The organism is Streptomyces sioyaensis (assembly GCF_004122735.1).
Classification (GTDB): domain Bacteria; phylum Actinomycetota; class Actinomycetes; order Streptomycetales; family Streptomycetaceae; genus Streptomyces; species Streptomyces sioyaensis.
The window spans coordinates 1-15,605 of sequence record NZ_SDIF01000071.1 but is presented as its reverse complement, the minus strand read 5'-3'; the positions used below and the strand labels follow the sequence as shown (position 1 = coordinate 15,605).

The 15,605-nt window shown below is 71.4% G+C and carries 19 protein-coding genes and 1 pseudogene; 5 read left to right on the top strand and 15 right to left on the bottom strand.

All coding sequences use genetic code 11. The annotated features are described in order from the left end of the window. The first annotated feature begins 423 nt into the window (after positions 1–423). Positions 424–1,056, top strand: a complete 633-nt coding sequence (locus EST54_RS22335; protein WP_129249517.1) for a hypothetical protein — start codon at positions 424–426, stop codon at positions 1,054–1,056. Between the two features lie 116 nt (positions 1,057–1,172). On the opposite strand, the gene EST54_RS22330 is transcribed toward EST54_RS22335, so the two are convergent. From EST54_RS22330 to EST54_RS22285, 10 genes and pseudogenes are all read right to left on the bottom strand, one after another. Then, positions 1,173–1,856 (bottom strand): class F sortase, encoded by a 684-nt coding sequence (locus EST54_RS22330; RefSeq protein ID WP_129249516.1) that lies wholly within the window; start codon positions 1,854–1,856, stop codon positions 1,173–1,175. After that, the gene (locus tag EST54_RS22325) at positions 1,853–2,683 is read right to left on the bottom strand and encodes a hypothetical protein (RefSeq protein ID WP_129249515.1); all 831 of its coding nucleotides are present in this window, start codon (positions 2,681–2,683) and stop codon (positions 1,853–1,855) included. Before EST54_RS22325 ends, EST54_RS22330 begins: the two co-directional genes overlap by 4 nt. Before the next feature lie 629 nt (positions 2,684–3,312). Next, complete coding sequence (locus EST54_RS22315) at positions 3,313–3,585, bottom strand: DUF3761 domain-containing protein (protein ID WP_129249513.1); 273 nt, start codon at positions 3,583–3,585, stop codon at positions 3,313–3,315. Between the two features lie 306 nt (positions 3,586–3,891). After that, positions 3,892–4,164, bottom strand: coding sequence for a hypothetical protein (locus EST54_RS34910; protein WP_174857494.1), 273 nt, complete (start codon positions 4,162–4,164; stop codon positions 3,892–3,894). Positions 4,165–4,851: 687 nt separating this feature from the next. After that, positions 4,852–5,619, bottom strand: a complete 768-nt coding sequence (locus EST54_RS22295) for a dienelactone hydrolase family protein (protein WP_129249512.1) — start codon at positions 5,617–5,619, stop codon at positions 4,852–4,854. 244 nt (positions 5,620–5,863) lie between these two features. Further along, positions 5,864–6,946, bottom strand: a complete 1,083-nt coding sequence (locus EST54_RS35105; RefSeq protein WP_203525554.1) for a Tn3 family transposase — start codon at positions 6,944–6,946, stop codon at positions 5,864–5,866. Between the two features lie 36 nt (positions 6,947–6,982). Beyond that, complete coding sequence (locus tag EST54_RS34755) at positions 6,983–7,318, bottom strand: hypothetical protein (protein WP_167511591.1); 336 nt, start codon at positions 7,316–7,318, stop codon at positions 6,983–6,985. 62 nt (positions 7,319–7,380) lie between these two features. Next, positions 7,381–7,854: pseudogene (locus EST54_RS34750) on the bottom strand (DUF4158 domain-containing protein); the annotation flags it as partial. A gap of 19 nt (positions 7,855–7,873) precedes the next feature. Then, entirely contained in the window at positions 7,874–8,026 is a 153-nt protein-coding gene (locus tag EST54_RS34745) for a DUF4158 domain-containing protein (RefSeq protein WP_167511590.1), read from the bottom strand. Positions 8,027–8,197: 171 nt separating this feature from the next. Then, positions 8,198–9,037, bottom strand: a complete 840-nt coding sequence (locus tag EST54_RS22285; protein WP_129249511.1) for a helix-turn-helix transcriptional regulator — start codon at positions 9,035–9,037, stop codon at positions 8,198–8,200. Between the two features lie 46 nt (positions 9,038–9,083). Here EST54_RS22285 and EST54_RS35950 point away from each other — a divergent pair, with 46 nt between their 5' ends. Both EST54_RS35950 and EST54_RS22280 read left to right on the top strand, forming a co-directional pair. Next, positions 9,084–9,236: a hypothetical protein gene (locus tag EST54_RS35950; protein ID WP_154074034.1), complete on the top strand. Its 153-nt coding sequence runs from the start codon at positions 9,084–9,086 to the stop codon at positions 9,234–9,236. Next, positions 9,233–9,967, top strand: a complete 735-nt coding sequence (locus EST54_RS22280) for an SDR family oxidoreductase (RefSeq protein ID WP_129249510.1) — start codon at positions 9,233–9,235, stop codon at positions 9,965–9,967. Before EST54_RS35950 ends, EST54_RS22280 begins: the two co-directional genes overlap by 4 nt. 204 nt (positions 9,968–10,171) lie before the next feature. Here the strand turns inward: EST54_RS22280 and EST54_RS22275 are convergent, their stop codons facing one another. After that, entirely contained in the window at positions 10,172–10,366 is a 195-nt protein-coding gene (locus tag EST54_RS22275; RefSeq protein WP_129249509.1) for a CsbD family protein, read from the bottom strand. Between the two features lie 297 nt (positions 10,367–10,663). Here EST54_RS22275 and EST54_RS22270 point away from each other — a divergent pair, with 297 nt between their 5' ends. Further along, a complete protein-coding gene (locus EST54_RS22270) occupies positions 10,664–11,209 on the top strand; it encodes a hypothetical protein (protein ID WP_129249508.1) in 546 nt (181 codons plus the stop codon). A 120-nt stretch (positions 11,210–11,329) separates the two neighbouring features. On the opposite strand, the gene EST54_RS22265 is transcribed toward EST54_RS22270, so the two are convergent. The 3 genes from EST54_RS22265 to EST54_RS22255 form a co-directional block, all read right to left on the bottom strand. Beyond that, complete coding sequence (locus EST54_RS22265) at positions 11,330–11,827, bottom strand: NUDIX hydrolase (protein ID WP_129249507.1); 498 nt, start codon at positions 11,825–11,827, stop codon at positions 11,330–11,332. A 77-nt stretch (positions 11,828–11,904) separates the two neighbouring features. After that, positions 11,905–12,522 carry a hypothetical protein gene (locus tag EST54_RS22260; protein ID WP_129249506.1) on the bottom strand — a complete coding sequence of 206 codons (618 nt, stop codon included), beginning with the start codon at positions 12,520–12,522 and terminating at the stop codon, positions 11,905–11,907. 94 nt (positions 12,523–12,616) lie between these two features. Further along, positions 12,617–13,465, bottom strand: coding sequence for a glutamate racemase (locus tag EST54_RS22255; RefSeq protein WP_129249505.1), 849 nt, complete (start codon positions 13,463–13,465; stop codon positions 12,617–12,619). 179 nt (positions 13,466–13,644) lie between these two features. Between EST54_RS22255 and EST54_RS22250 the strand changes: the two genes are divergently transcribed. After that, a complete protein-coding gene (locus EST54_RS22250) occupies positions 13,645–14,874 on the top strand; it encodes a glycosyltransferase (RefSeq protein WP_129249533.1) in 1,230 nt (409 codons plus the stop codon). A gap of 21 nt (positions 14,875–14,895) precedes the next feature. On the opposite strand, the gene EST54_RS22245 is transcribed toward EST54_RS22250, so the two are convergent. Further along, positions 14,896–15,605 (bottom strand): Tellurium resistance (locus EST54_RS22245; RefSeq protein WP_129249504.1); only part of this gene is annotated, 710 nt, incomplete at its 5' end.

The following is a 15,605-nucleotide window of genomic DNA, read 5'->3' as shown; positions in this document are numbered from 1 at the left end:
TTGGCTGGATAGCGCGCACCGAAGAGCCGGGTTTCGGCCGTCCGGTCGCCTTCGTCAAGCACCGGAAGGACCTTTTCCGGTTTTCGATACACGGAAAGGCGCCCCGCTATCAGCGACCTTTCCTGCCACCCCCTGCCCGCGCGCTCCGGCCACCCCCCAAACGTGACCCTGAGCACGGATGACACCCAGCCCCCGCACTCGCACCATGGGCACCACCCGCACCACGCCATGCCTGGGAGAACACAAGTACCCAGCGTGGACGGCTCCCTCCGCACGACCCCACTCCCCCGGCTCCCTCCCGCAGTGACGAGTTCCGTCATGACATCGGGGCCACGAGCCACCCCCGCGGGCCGGTCGCCGAGCATCACCCCTCGCCTCGCGCGAAGCTCGGTGCACGGCCCTGTCCGTCCACAAGGAGAAGGCATGACAGGCGCCGAGACCGTCTCGCCCGACGGGCTGAACGTCCACGTGGCACACCGCAGGAACCCCTACGCGTACCTGCTCACCGACGATCAACTCGACGCGCTCCTGCTTGAGTTGGGACTCAAGCGCGCGGCCGCCGTCTGGCGGAACCACACCGCGGGCGAGCGCGCGCCCCGCGGCGCCTACCCCCGGCCGATGATGGGCTTCGTCCTGATGGACGCCACCGCGGGGCCGTGGATACCGAACGACAGCGCGGTGCTGGGCGTGGTCGTCATCGGCGACCGCGGCCACGAGTACCTGCCGAACGCGGCGGCGAAGGCCGGCTGCCACCGCCGCCTGGGCCGCAACAACGGTGAGGCGGTGCACGTCGATCCGCACCGCCTCGGCACCGGCAGTTTCCGGTACGGCCACTCAGCGGAGGTGCGCGGCCAGATCGTCGGCGCCAGCTCGCAATCCCCGGACCAGGACCTCCATGAAGCGGGGCAGCTGGCCGCCGATTTCGTCGCCGCCCTCGGCGAACGACACCTGGCCTGGGAGCACCGGCGCGGCCCGGAGGACTGGCTGTCCCCCGACGACGCGCCCGCTCCCGAGTACCGAGCCATGATCGACTGGTACTCGGGAGGGCCGTCCTGATGCAGCGTCATTCCCTCTGAGGGGGCGGGCTGCGAAGCGGAGCCGACCTGCTCGGTCGCCGCTGCGGGGGGGGCGGCGGCGACCGGGCCGTCGGCCGGTCTCATCGCAGGTGGCGGTTACGCACGGCCCGTGAGGCTGGCGAACACCACCAGGTTGTCGGGGTAGTAGTGCTTGCCCTGGTCGTACTCGCCGCTGCAGGTGATCAGGCGGAGGCCGGCGTGGTCGAGGTTCTTGTACACCTCCAGCGTGGGGAACTTGTTCTTCGGGTACTGGGACACGCGGTCGACCGTGAACTTCGCCGTGCTCCCGTCCTGCCGGGTGACGTCGATGGTGTCACCGGCCTTCATCTTCGACAGCGCGTGGAAGACCGCCGGCTTGCCGTTCCAGGTGACATGCCCCGCGATCACGGCCGGTCCCTGCGAGCCGGGCGTCGGCCCCGGCTCGTACCAGCCCGCCTTGTCGGGGTCCCGGGGTGTCTGCATGGAGCCGTTCTTGTGCTGGCCCAGCGGCTCCAGCGGGGAGGAGACCTTGAGCGCGGGGATGGAGAGCCGCTCCGGGGCCGACTTCGGCATCGCGGCGGCGGCCTTCGCCCCGGCGTCTCCCCCGGGTGCCCCGTCCTGGGACGACTGACCGCCGCCCTGGGCCGGCTGCTGCTCCGGGGCCGACCGGTCCGGCGGCGCATCCTGCCCCCCGCACCCGGCAAGGAGCACGGACGCCACTGCCGCGGCGAGCACACCTGCGGTGGCACGGCGCCCCCGGCGGCCTGCGGTGCCCACGGTGTCCTGACCCAGGCGCTTCACGCGGCACCCCCGTTGCTCCGAGAGTTGCGCCCCTCGAAGAGCCCGCTCCGCCGTCGCCGTACGAGGGTCAGCGCGCCGGTCACCACCACGAAGGCTGCTCCCCCGACACCGATCATCGCGGCCGGCGTCCCCTTCTCCTCGACGGGCCCGGTGCCGGTCTCCACACCGCCGACGGGGATGGATCCCACCGCGGCGCCCCGGACCTCACCACAGTTGGTCGGGGCGGTGGCCTCCTGGGGGAGCTTGGGATCGAGTTCGCTCTTGCCCGCGCCGTCGAAGTCGTACTTGTTGTTGTTGTTGCGGTCGATGCCGTGCTGCACGATGTGCAGGTCCTTGATGTGGTCGACCACCGCCTGGGAGACGGGGATCGTGCGCTCGTAGGACAGCTTCCCCTGCGCGTCGGCCACCGGCATGCGGTCGACGGCGAGGCCACTGCCCATGGCATCGGTGGGCCCCTTGGTGGTGAGCGAGATGTTGATGTTGCCGTAGTCGACCGTGGCTTCGGTGTTGTTGATGACTCCGTCGCCGTTGGTGTCGGCGCTCGGGTCCGGGCAGTGGAAGTCATGGCCGTCGGTGGAGCCGTGGAGGTGCTGGGCGGAGGGCTGCCCGGGCACGTGCCCCTCGGACTCGATCTTCACGGTCAGCTGGTGGCCCTTGAGGCTGAGCATCGCCGTGCCCTTGGAGCCGGAGTTGTTCAGCTGCGACAGGTTGATCTGGTACGCGCCGTTGCCCTCGGCGACGGCCTGGGACGAGGCACCCGCGGTGAGGGCCAGTGCGGCGGGCAGAGCAACGAGTACGGCAAGTCGGCTGGTGCGCTTGGCTATCACGTTCGTTCCTTTTCCGGCGGCCTCCACGGAGGAGAGGGGACCGCACGTCGTCCGGGTTCGAAGCACCACCTCGGCGAGGCAGAAGCAACACCTCAACGAGGCATCAGCCGTTATTCGGAGCGGCCGCCCGGGCGGATTGGTGGCGGGCGGAAAAAATCTGGTGACCGCCGGAGAGCCGGGGGCGGGCGGCGTTCGGCGAGCGGTCCCGGGCGGCGCTGACCAGCCGGAAGCTGACCTGCCGGAGTGTGATCGGACGGGGAGCGGGGAGGCGCCCCGTCGGACCGAAGAGAGGCGGTGGTGCCATGATCTCCCCCGGCCCTGGCAACGGGCATTGGGTACGTACCCGTACCGAGGAAGACCGTGCGGCCTTCCTGACGGAGAAACGTGCGGAGCAGGAGCGGATGATGCACCCGGGTGCGGGTGCCGCGGTCGTCCTCGTGGTAGCCGCGTGCCTTCTGCTCGCATGGCTGCTCTGGGCCATGTTCTGAGGGGCGGTCAACCCGAAAGGCTGCCGGCGCCCGGTGCGCCGCCACGCCCCTTGCGTCGAACACTACGAACAGCCCGATGCCCCGCCCGGTGAGAACGGACGGGGCATCGGCATGCCGGGGCGACAGGACCCCCGGGTCGGCCTACTTGAACCAGTACCGGACGCCGTGGTGGTGGCTGCAGGTGCCGGAGAAGTGGCGGCTGTAGGACCAGGTGCCGTCCTTGCACTTGGCCATGACGCCTGCGGGGTGCCTGACGTGGGTGCCACAGGTGCCGGTGGTGTGGTGCGCGCAGTGGACGGTGGCGGCCTGCGCGGTGCCGGCGCCGAGGGTGACGGGTGCGATCACCGCAGTGGCAAGTGCGGCGGCGGCGACGGCACTTCGGATACGGCGTGCCGCACGGTGGGTGTTGAGCAAGATGCCCCCCTGGTGGTTCCGGTTGGAGAGTTGAGCTTGGCGCGGCGACATACCGCCGGGCCGGAATATCCAGGAGTTGTAATGGATGTGTGACCTTAGGGCGTAAATGGTCATTGCGGGCATGTGGGAGGGGAACGTCCCGCGATGGCTGTCCCCTTGCGATATCGGCACGACAAGCCCGGGGCGCCCGGCTGCGTTCGGGCTCCCCTCCAGCGGATGCCTCGGCGGCACGGGGGGCGGCGTCAGGCCGCCGCCACCCGTGGTGCCGCGTCGCGGCTGCCGGAGCCGCGGGCGCCGGCGCAGGGCTCAGCTGGGCGTGACGCGCCCGCGCCAGGCGCCGCTCTCGGTTCCCCTGTGCTCGATGTAGTGCTTGAAGCGCTGCATCACAAGCACAAGGAGGGGTGTGACCGAGATAGTGGATCCACTCGGTCGCCCCGCCCTTGGGATGATCCTGCCGCGCTTGTCCTGCGGGTAGAGGTCTTCCACGTTGAGGCACAGCACCTCGTCGGCCCGTGCGGCGGACTCGTAGAGCATCTTCCACTGCGTCTTCTCCCGCAGCGCGACGTCGCGGTGCCACAAGGCGGCGATCTGGTTCTCCGCGAGGGCCTTGGTACGGTCGGGCGGCGCCGGCCGCCGCTCGATGCCGATCGTCGGATCGCACTCGATCCAGCCTTGGCGCTGCCACCAGCCGATCCCTTGCGCGCGATGGACAGCTCCCGGTTGACGGTGTCGGCGTCCATCTCGTCCGCCCGCGCCGCCGCCAGCTCAGCCAGCACCTCCGGCAGCGCCGGGTCGTCGATCGCGGCGACGGGGGAAGACGGGCGGTTTCGCGCCTCGGCGGGCGGGTCCGGTCGGCGGCGGTTCGCCGGCGAGCATCCATCCCCACGTCGTCAGCGAGATCCGGTAGATCCGCGCGGAGGACTTCGCGATGCCCGCGCCGGTGAGGTACCGCTCGACCGCCGCGGTGTACGACGCGGGCGGGACGGACAGCGGTACGACCCGAGCGCGCGGCAACCGAAGTGCGCCCGCTCCCGAGTTTCGGTCACCGGTTCGATCGTCACGCCGTCCCGCCCTTCCGGTACTGCCGCGATAAATGCGTACACCTCGCCCCGGCGGCCGGATTGGTCCGCCGCAGGTCGCGGTGATCACGGCAGGGGCTCTGCCGCAGTAAATCCGGTATTTACTGCGGTAGTTGTGAATACGTCTCCGCGATCGAGTAACCGCCCGAATGCGTTTCTGCTGTGCGGACTTGAGGGGAGTGGACTGTCAGTGCCCGGGGCCAGCATGCTTACCTGGGTCATGCCCCAGATCCTCCGTCACGGGCAGGCACTCGGCGAGCAGGTCGACGACGTCGCGCCAGGCTCGCTGCGCGTGCTGTGGGTGGTAGCCGACGCCGGGGCGCACGGGGTGGCCGACCGGTGGGTGGTGGAAGGCGTGCAGGGCTCCGCCGTAGACCGCGAGGCGCCAGTCGACGCCCGCGGTCTGCATCTCGGCGGTGAACGCGTCCCTTTGCGCGGGCGGCATGATCGGGTCTTCCGACCCGACCCCGGCCCACACCGGGCAGCGTATGCGTGCCGCCTCGCCCGGCCGGCCCGTGGTCAGTGCGTTGACCGTCCCGATCGCGCGCAGGTTGACGCCGTGGCGCCCGAGTTCCAGCGCGATCGCACCCCCGGTGCCGTAGCCGACGGCGGCGATCCGGTCGGGGTCGGCCCGCGGTTCGGCACGCAACACGCCGAGCGCCGCGTGGCCGATGCCCCGCATCCGGTCGGGGTCGGCGAGCAGCGGCATGCAACGGGCCAGCATCTCCTCGGGGTCGTCCAGATAGCGCCCGCCGTGGAGGTCGAAGGCCAGCGCCACGTATCCCAGCTCGGCCAGGGCATCGGCCCGGCGGCGTTCGACGTCGCTGAGCCCCGTCCCTTCGGGTCCGACCAGGACTGCGGGCCGGCGGTCGGCACCGGTGGGGAGCGCGAGGTGCCCGATCATCGTCAAACCGTCGGCCGGATACTCGACCGTACGCGTCGTAATCGTCGTCATGAGACTGGACTGTAGTGATCGTCGAGCCCGGTCCGGCCGGTGTTCTGCCGCTGGCAGAACAGCGCGGGTATCTCTCTGAAATACGGCGAGGGCCCACAAGAACCGTCACAAACCCCGCCCCCACGGCAGCGCTATCGGATCACCTGCCCGGGCCACGGTGTTGGAGGCTGACCCTCGCAGCAGGATTCTGGGGTATACCGGCCCGCTCCCGTGAAGGGCGTCACCAGCTGGTTCACCTCACGGTTCAGGCAGCCTGGCCGAGACCGGCGGCGGTCAGGTCCTGCTCGCGCAGCGGGGTGAAGTCGACGTCGAGTTTCGGGTCGTACGCCTCGGGCTGGAGGCCGAGTTCGTGGGTGCTGTACTCGCCGAACCGGTTGATGTGTTCGGTCAGGTACGGCGAGATGTGCGCCAGGTCTTCCGGGTCCATCTCCCATCCCTCTTCCAGCAGCTGGCGGACGATCTCCGCGATGTCCAGGGCATTGCGGAGATCGTCCGCGTTCGTGAGCAGGGCGTTGAACTTCATCGCTTTTTCCTGCTCGATGGGGTCGTTGTCGGCAATGACACCGCGGTTGCCGAAGCCGATCCACTGGGAGAACCGGTTGAACGACTCGACCTTGTTGGTCGCCGCGGTCACCCGTCGGCGAAGCGGCGCGTCCGAGAGATGACGCAGGAGCTGGACGGTGCGGATCACGCGGCCGACCTCGCGGAAGGCGGCGTAGGTGGCGTTCTTCCTCGACCCCGAGCGCAGGCGCTTGAGCAGTGTGGAGGAGGAGATGGTGCCCTCGCGTACGGAGACGGCCACCCGCATCAGGTGACGGAACTGGGACTCGATCAGGTCGAAGTCAATGACGTGCTTGCCCGGCTCGCCGAACAGGGCGTCGATGTGCACGTACTCGCCCTGCTCGGCAAGGCCGACCTCCACCAGGTAGGCCCCCAGCGTCTCCTGGACGACCTCCCAGGCCAGCAGCTGCTCGGACCAGTCGGCGTACTCCTCCGAGCCGACCACCGCGACGTCGCCGGTGCGCAGCTCCTCGGCGAGCGCGGTAAAGACCATCGCCTCGAAGTGCTTGCGCACGAACTGCCCGGTCCGGGTCTTGTCGACCACCGCCTTGCGCCAGTTTTGGGTGGCGAAGGAGATGTCGACCTCCTTGCCCTCCTCGTTGAAGGCGGTGATGTAGTCGCCGCGGGCCGCCTGGTGCCGCTGGGCGTGCGCGAGGGCGTCCAGCACCCGGCTGTCCTCGCTGGTCGCGGTGAACTTCAGCTTGTCGTTGTCGGCCAGGTCGAACATCACCGCCCGGTCCCGGCCGATCTGCCCGTACAGCAGCACCTCCCACAAGTTGCAGGGTCTGGCGGACCTCGGCGGTCATGGCCGCGGCCTTCGCGAGCGCCTCCTGGGCCGGGCCGCCCTCGTCGATGTGCTTGAGACCGTGCGGTAGTTCCCGATCAGGGCCTCGACGATCTCCCGCTCCGCGAGCCGGATCTCCTCCAGCTCCGCCTTGGCCTTCTTGATCTTCATCGCCACGCGCTTGCAGAACATCGTCGCCAGGTCGCCCCGCACCCGCATCCGCGCCTTGTGCGTCAAGGCCGCGACCAGCGCGATGCGCTTGACGGGGACGAAGTCCCGCAGCTCCGAGGCGCCGACGCGTCCGCCTCCCCAGCGAAGTCGGTGACCTTCCCCGCGGCGACTCCGTCCATCCACACGTCGGTGTCGCCGAGCTCGTCCAGCCATTCCAGACGCTTGGTCAGTTTCTAGAAGTGCGATCAGGTCGGGCCCTTGGCGGGCTTCTTCAGCCGGTTGAACAGCGTCGTCCCGTCGCTGTCACGGTCCTCCAACAGCCGCATGAGCCCCGCCCGCTGAGCAGCGCTCATGCGGTCGTGGATGCCCGTACAGATCGAGGCGTTCACCTCGGTACGGATTTTCGAGGCCATCTTGTCGAAGGTCGAGAACCCCGGCAGCTCCAGCCCGGCCTCCACCACCTTCTCCAGCGCGATGTCAATGAGGTCCGCCGGGCGGTTCTTCGCCGCGGCCTCCTTGCGGATCGACTGCTCGACGATCCCGCGGGCCTTGGCCTGGTCGTACGTCACTCCGGCCTGCTTGCGGACCAGGCCACGGTCGTGCTTGGCGGTCCGCTCCGCCCGGTACGCCGGCAGCGTGCCCTCCGGCAGCTCCACCGCACGCCGGACGAAGTCCACCACCATCTCCGGGACGTCCTCCAGCGCCCGGAAACACCCATACGCCGGTACGACTTCAGCATCAGCAGCAGCGCCAGCAGATGCTCATCGCAGTCCCCGTGGCATCGGCCGCCCACTCCAGCTCATCGCGACTCGGGGAGTAGAACAGATGCAGCTCATGCGCGGTGATCAGCCGCTTGAACCGCGGATACGCGGTCCGTTCAATCGATGTCACAACCCACCCCAGGCCCCAGACGACGCTCAACATCACCACCAACCACACTGAGCCGTATGGGTGACGGCCGATGGGTGCTCAGGGCTTCAAGATCATCCCGTTGCCCCTTTGGCGCGTATCTCGGTCACACCCCAAGGAGGCCGCGGCAATCGCGGGGAGCGCCTCGGCTTGCTACCGATCCGTGGAATGTGCCTGGCGGCGGGTTGCGTCGAGGGTGCCCAGCAGGGTGAGCGCCTGGGCACTGGGGCTTCCTGCTTCTGCGTGGTACATCACGAGTTGCTGGGCGTGCGCTCCTCGTACGTCGAAGGACTGGTAGGTGAGTGACAGGGGTCCGACCTCGGGGTGGCGGAGTTCCTTGGCGCCGTGGTTCTTTCCGTGGACGGTCTGTGCCGTCCAGAGCGCGGCGAATTCCTCACTCGACGCGGCGAGGGTCCGTACGAGCGCGCGCAGGCGGGGATAGTGCGGGACGAGGCCGGTGGACTGGCGCAGGTGGGCCACGGTCGACTCGGCCGCGCGGTGCCAGTGTGCGTAGAAGTGCCGGCCGGCGGGGTCGAGGAAGATCATCCGGGCCAGGTTGTCCGCGGTGTCGAACGGTGAGAACAGCGCGTCGGCCAGGGGGTTGGCCGCCAGGAGGTCCAGGGCCGGGTTGAGGACGAACGCCGGGGTGTGCGGGGAGCCGTCCAGTAGCTGCCGCAGCATCGGGCTGACCGTCTCCTGCGGGTGCGCCCGGAAGCCGGCAGGCATGGTGTCCGCGAGCCGGTACAGATGGTCGCGGGCCTCCTCGTCCATGCGCAGTGCGCCGCTGATCGCGTCGAGGACCTGCGGCGAAGGACTGGACTCGCGTCCCTGTTCCAGACGGGCGTAGTAATCGGCGTTCATACCGGCCAGGACGGCCACCTCCTCGCGCCGCAGCCCCGCCACCCGCCGTCGGCCGTAGGACGTCAGCCCCGCGTCGCCCGGCAGCAGGCGTGCACGGTGCGCGCGCAGGAAGTCCCCGAGGTCGTTGCTCATGCCCGTCAGGCTAAGGGCCACCCCCCTGGTCATGCCTGGGTGTGCCGTGCCCAGGCACAGCCTGTTCTGGCTGTGCCCGCAGCCGCCGCCCAGACTCGGCTGCATCCACGACCCGGGCTTCACCGCCGCGGGCGACATCAGGGACGGCGTGCTCCCCCCCCACGAGCACCTCGTTCTCCACTGGGAGGAACAGGCATGACGCAGCACACCAAGGTCGTCGCGATCACCGGTGCGAGCAGCGGTATCGGTGCGGCGACCGCACGCCGGCTGGCAGCCGACGGGCACCGGGTCCTTCTCGGCGCGCGCCGCACCGATCGCCTGGAGCAACTGGCCGAAGAGATCACGAAGGAGGGCGGCACCGCGGCCTTCCGGCGGCTGGACGTCACCGACGGGGCGGACATGCAGGCGTTCGTCGACGCCGCTCACGCCGAGTTCGGCCGGATCGATGTCCTGGTGGGCAACGCGGGGGTGATGCCGCTGTCGCCGCTGGAGGCCACGCGGACCGACGAGTGGGACCGCATGATCGACGTGAACCTGCGCGGCGTCCTGCACGGGATCGCCGCCGCGCTGCCGGTGATGCGGGAACAGGGCGGCGGCCATTTCGTGCACCTCGCCTCCGTCGGCGCCTACGAGGTCTCGCCGACCGCAGCGGTCTACTGCGCCACCAAATTCGCTGTCCGCGCCCTCTCCGAGGGACTGCGCCAGGAATCCGCCGGAGACATCCGCGTCACCCTCGTCTCCCCGGGCGTAACGGAGTCCGAACTCGCCGACAGCATCTCCGATCCGGAAGCCCGGGAAGCCATGAAGACCTACCGCGCCGTGGCGCTGCCCGCCTCCGCCGTCGCGGACGCCATCGCGTACGCGCTCGCCCAGCCCCCGCAGGTCGACGTGAACGAAATCGTGGTCCGCCCCACCGCAAGCGCACAGTAGCCACCCTCGCAGGAGCCGAACCGAGCGTCATGAGGCGGCGTTGTCGCGGATCGAGCGATGCCTGGAACGATGTGGCCAGGGCCGGACATCGCCGGCCGTACCGTGCACGGGGCACTGAGGAACCTGATGTGCGGCGGGGGCGTGGCGGGCCGGGGACGGCCTCCGGGAGACGGGGCAGCGGGTCCGCCACGCCCCCGCCGGGCGTCAGGAGCGGCCCTTGCCCTTCAGGGAGTCCTTCATCCCCTGGAGGTTCTCCCTGGCGTCGCCCATCGCGCCCTTGGCCCTGCCCTTGGCCTCGTCCGCGCGGCCTTCGCCCTTCAGGCGCTCGTCGCCCATGGCTTTGCCGGCCTTCTGCTTGGCCTTGCCCTTCATCTTGTCCATGGCACCTTTGCGACCCATGTCGAACTCCTTCGTGCGGGGAGGGGAAAGCTTCGCCACCACGCTGCCGCAGGTCGTGGCGGCGCGCACCCGGAGTCGGCTGCTGGTGGGAACCGTCCCGCGGGCGCGGTCCGCCCCGGGGCCCACTACGCGTCGGTATCCCGGGCCACGACATGGGGGCGGGCCGTGCGCCGTGACGCGTGCGGGTCACCTGAACGGCCGTCCCGGTTCGCCGGGTTCCCCGCGGCCCCCTAGCGTCGTACGACGCGGCGTGCCGTCTGCGCACCGCCGCCACAAGGGAGTCCGAGGGAGTCCGACATGCGGAGGCTCATCACCGTGCCGACTGTGCTGCTCGCCCTTGCCGCCGCGGGCTGCGGGGACGACGCCGGCGAGGCGACGCCCGGGGCGTCGTCCGCCACGGGCAGCGGGCCGGGCGGCCGGGGCTCGGCGTCCCCGACCGTCCCCGGACAGCCGGTGGACTGCGGCGAGCTCGCCGACGCGCTGGGCCCGGAGGGCGATGTCACGCTCTTCGCGGATGCCGCGGCCGGTGGCACGGTGGGCTGCGCGGAGGCCCGCAAGGTGATGTCCGAGTTCTTCGTGCGGGCGCCGCGGGAGGCCGAGGACGACCGGGGCACCCTCGCCGTACGGGGCTGGCTCTGTCAGTACGAGAGCGGTCCCACGGGCACCTGGGTCACGACCTGCCGCAAGGACAAGCGGGAGATGCACACGGAGGAGCCGTCCGGCCGGCACAGCGGCCCGTCCGAGCAGCCCGGCGAGCCGGACGCCCCGGACGGCTCGCAACTGCCCACCCTCCCCGAGGAACCCTCCGACCCGATGGACGAGCCGTCGACGGAGGAGCTGTAGGGAGGGAGAGAGGGACGGTCCTGCCGCACTCGCCGAGGCCGTAGGGGCCGGTCCGGCTGTGCCCGCCCGGGAAACCCGCGGCGCACCCGGAGAATGCCCTGAGCGCCCGGCCGCGAGTCCTCAGGGCTGCTCCGCCGGCGGCTCCTCCCCCATTCCCTGGAACCACGTCGGCCCCGCCTCCAGCGACCGCTTGATACGGGTCAACGCGTACTCCTTGAGCTCCGGGAGGGCGTCCACCGCGAACCAGCCCACCTCCAGCGACTCGTCGTCGTTCACCCTCGCCTCGCCGCCGATCGCACGGCAGCGCAGCGTCACGTCCATGAACTGGCAGACGTCCCCGTTGGGGTAGTGGGTGGGCGGCATGGTCTCGATGAGGACCACGGCCTCGGGGACGACCCGTACCGCGGTCTCCTCGTAGACCTCGCGCATCGCGGTCTCGGCCGGCTGCTCGCCGGGCTCGGGGATGCCGCCGATCACCGACCAGCCACCGGTGTCGGCCCGCTTGCCCAGCAGGACGCGGCCCCGGTCGTCGAAGACCACCGCGCTGACACCGGGCAGCCACAGCAGCTGCCGGCCGATGGAGGTCCGCAGGTCACGGATGAAATCGGGAGTAGCCATCCTCCGACCCTACGGGAGATCCCCGGAGGGCTCCTGACGTGCTGTGCACCTGCCGGATCCACCCCGCCGTGCCGCGCTCAGGCGCCCGCCGGGGTCCCCTTGCGCGGACGGAGCCGGCCACGGATCACGCGCACCGCGGCCTCCGCGTCATCGACGGTGATGGTGAACGTGCGCCCGTCGCCGAGCTGGAGGATCACGCCCTCGCCGCGGCGGACGACCACGGCCGTGCCCTGTTCGGGGCGCCAGCGGTAGCCCCAGCCGCCCCAGTGGCGGGGCGTGACCTGCGGTGTGAAGTCGGCGCCGACGACATTGTCGAGGGGGATCCGGCGGCGTGGCACCCCTATGTGGCCGCACCGCACTTCCAGGCACTCCTTGTCGACGCGCACCGCGACATGGACGAAGGCGAGCGTGCCGAAGAGCACCAGCAGGCCGGCCGCGACACAGCCGACCACCGACATCACCAGCGGCGCCAGGCCGGAGGTCCAGTTGCTGTCGACGGCGAGTTCGATGCCCAGGGCCAGACAGGCGGCGCCGATCGCGGCCAGCAGCCACTGGATGCGGTTGGTGGCGCTGCCGTGCCAGACCTCGGGGAGCTCCGCGTGGGAACCGCCGACGGGGCGCGCCGGGCCGTCTGCGCCGTCGGTGGGGCCATGGCTGTCGGGGGCGGCTGCCCCCTCGTGGGGGTGGTCCCTCATGAGACGCAGCGTACGCGTCTTTGCACCCAGGGGCAGCGCATCGGACGCGTCGTTCGCGGACCGGGTTGCGGTGCGCGCGACCTCGCGTCCGGCGTCAGCGGCGGACGGTGGTGGCGGCCCCGTCGGCCGCCGGCGCGGTGTCCGGCGGGGATCCCGCGGCGTCGTCCGTACGGCTCCGGGCGAGCAGCCGGCCCTCGGCGTAGACGAGCGCCGGGGCCGGGAGGACTGCGGGGCGGCCGCTGAGGATCACGCCGAGCGTGCCGGTCGGGGCGGCGGCCGGCGCCGGCTCGGCTCCGATACGGCGCAGCGCCTGGGCGGCGACCGCCTCGGCGGAGCCGTACAGCACGAGTGCGGGGGCGCCGGGCTGCTGGACGGCGGCACGGATGCGCTCGCCGACCAGCTCGTAGTGGGTGCAGCCCAGGACGACGGCCCGTACGTCCCGGGGGGTGCGCTGCGCGGCGACCGCGATGGCGGCGTCGATGGCGGCCTCGTCGGCCTCCTGGACCGCGTCGGCGAGCCCCGGGCAGGGCACGCCGGTGACGTCCACGCCCTGCCCGAACCGGTCGATCAGATCCCGCTGGTAGGGGCTGCCGGTGGTGGCGGGGGTGGCCCAGATGGCGACCGGGCCGCCGCCGGCCGCGGCGGGCTTGATGGCCGGGACGGTGCCGATGACCGGGATGCCGGGTTCGAGGGCGGCACGGAGGGCCGGCAGGGCGTGCACCGTTGCGGTGTTGCAGGCGACGATCAGGGCGTCGGGCCGGTGCGCGGCCGCGGCGCGGGCCACCGCCAGCGCATGAGCGGTGACGTCGTCGGGGGTACGGGGCCCCCATGGCATCCCGTCGGGGTCGGAGGAGAGCACCAGATCCGCGTCCGGCCGCAGTCGCCGCATGGCGGCGGCCGCCGGAAGCAGCCCATTCCCGGAGTCCATCAGCGCGATCTTCACCCGGACACTTTACTCAGCCGGACGTCCGTCTTGTCATACCGGGCAGGGACGGGAGGCGGTCCGGCGCGGGCGACCCATGGCGTTCCGGCCGTTCGCGCGGTGGCGCCACGCCGGGGACTCCGTGCCGATCGCCGCGGTGCGCGGGGTGCGGTGCGGCAGACTGCGGTGCCGTGGGAGCGATGGAGTGGATCGGTGCCGGGTCGCTGCTGGCCTGGGTGTGGCTGCTGCTGGGGCAGGGCTTCTTCTGGCGGACGGACGTCCGGCTGCCGGCCCGTCGGGATCCCGAGCGCTGGCCGTCGGTCGCGGTGGTGGTCCCGGCGCGGGACGAGGCCGCGGTGCTGCCGGACAGCCTGCCGTCGCTGCTCGGGCAGAAGTACCCGGGCCGGGCGGAGGTGTTCCTGGTCGACGACGGCAGTACGGACGGGACCGGCGCGCGCGCCCGGGAACTGGCGGCCGCGCGGGGCGGGCTGCCGCTGACGGTGTCCTCGCCCGGCGAGCCCGGACCGGGGTGGACGGGGAAGCTGTGGGCGCTGCGGCACGGCATGGCGCTGGCGCGCGAGCACATGGAGCCGGAGTATCTGCTGCTGACCGACGCGGACATCGCACACGAACCGGACAGTTTGCGGGAGTTGGTGGCGGCCGCCCGGTCGGCGGAGCTGGATCTGGTGTCGCAGATGGCGCGGCTGCGGGTGGTGACGCGCTGGGAGCGGCTGATCGTCCCGGCGTTCGTGTACTTCTTCGGGCAGCTGTATCCCTTCCGGTGGGTCAACCGCCCCGGGGCGCGGACCGCGGCGGCGGCCGGCGGCTGTGTGCTGCTGCGGCGGGAGGCCGCGGAGCGGGCGGGCATCCCGGAGACGATCCGGCATGCGGTGATCGACGATGTGACGCTGGCCCGTGCGGTCAAGCGCTCCGGGTCGGGCAGCGGCGTCACGGGCGGGGCCCCCGCGGCCGGTGTCCGGCGGAGATTCGACCCGGGACGGCGCCGGGCGGCGGGCGGGAGGATCTGGCTGGGGCTTGCGGACCGGGTGGCCAGCGTGCGGCCGTATCCGCGGCCGGCCGATCTGTGGCGGATGGTCTCGCGCAGCGCGTACGCCCAACTGCGGCACCGGCCGCTGCTGTTGCTCGGCACGGTGCTCGGCCTGACGCTGGTGTACCTCGTGCCGCCCGTCGCGCTGCTGGCCGGGGCGGCCGGTGGCGATGCGGCGACGGCCGCGCTGGGCGGGGCGGCCTGGGCGGTGATGTGCGGGACGTATCTGCCGATGCTGCGCCATTACGGGCAGCCGTGGTGGACGGCTCCGCTGCTGCCCTTCACCGCGCTGCTGTATCTGCTGATGACGGTGGACTCGGCGGTCCAGCACCACCGGGGGCGCGGCGCGGCATGGAAGGGCCGGACGTACCCGAAGCCCTGAGCGCCGCCCCCGGCGCCCCGGTCACTTCCTGGCCGGTGACCAGTCCAGGCCCCAGCCGTAGGCCTGGTCGACGGTCCGCTGCGGGCTGACGCCGGGCGCGGGCACGAGGTAACGGGCCTCGCGCTGGACGACGAGTTCGCTGCCGGTGTTCGTGATCAGGGCCAGCGCGCAGACGTTGGAGGGCACCGTGCAGGCGTCGAGCGAGAAGTCGACCGGGGCGCCGTACTGGGGCCGGAGGGTGACCGTCGCGCTCAGGCCCTCGAAGCTGCGGGCGCCCGCGTAGACGGTGACGAAGATCAGGATGCGCTTGATCCGGGCCTGGTGGTCGAGGTTGATGGTCAGGTTCTCGCCGGTGGTGGCGGCGCCGGTGCGGTCGTCGCCGTCGAGCTGGATGTACGGCGGGGCGTGCAGGGCACCGAAGTTGTTGCCGAGCGGATGGATCACACCGGCGGAGCCGTCGGTGAGTTCGTACAGCGCGCACAGGTCCAGGTCCAGCTCACCGGACGGGGGCAGCAGTGCGCCGCGGGCACCCATGGCCTGCATGGCCTTGCGGCCGAGGGTCTTGCCCAGCCGCTTGCCCGCCGTGCCGCTGCTCCAGTTGAGGTTCACCCGCATCGCCCCGGAGGTGCCGCCCTGCTTCGTCAGCGAGACGGCGGGCGCCGCCTTCGTGAGCGTCACCTTGGTCAGCCGGACGGCCGGGGGTGGCGGGGCGGGGGCGGGCTGCCCCGGCG

Coding starts and splice junctions, on each gene's coding strand:
- EST54_RS22335 (WP_129249517.1), top strand. CDS start 424: ATGACAGGCGCCGAGACCGTCTCGCCCGACGGGCTGAACGTCCACGTG.
- EST54_RS22295 (WP_129249512.1), bottom strand. CDS start 5,619: ATGACGACGATTACGACGCGTACGGTCGAGTATCCGGCCGACGGTTTG.
- EST54_RS22285 (WP_129249511.1), bottom strand. CDS start 9,037: ATGAGCAACGACCTCGGGGACTTCCTGCGCGCGCACCGTGCACGCCTG.
- EST54_RS22280 (WP_129249510.1), top strand. CDS start 9,233: ATGACGCAGCACACCAAGGTCGTCGCGATCACCGGTGCGAGCAGCGGT.
- EST54_RS22275 (WP_129249509.1), bottom strand. CDS start 10,366: ATGGGTCGCAAAGGTGCCATGGACAAGATGAAGGGCAAGGCCAAGCAG.
- EST54_RS22270 (WP_129249508.1), top strand. CDS start 10,664: ATGCGGAGGCTCATCACCGTGCCGACTGTGCTGCTCGCCCTTGCCGCC.
- EST54_RS22265 (WP_129249507.1), bottom strand. CDS start 11,827: ATGGCTACTCCCGATTTCATCCGTGACCTGCGGACCTCCATCGGCCGG.
- EST54_RS22260 (WP_129249506.1), bottom strand. CDS start 12,522: ATGAGGGACCACCCCCACGAGGGGGCAGCCGCCCCCGACAGCCATGGC.
- EST54_RS22250 (WP_129249533.1), top strand. CDS start 13,645: ATGGAGTGGATCGGTGCCGGGTCGCTGCTGGCCTGGGTGTGGCTGCTG.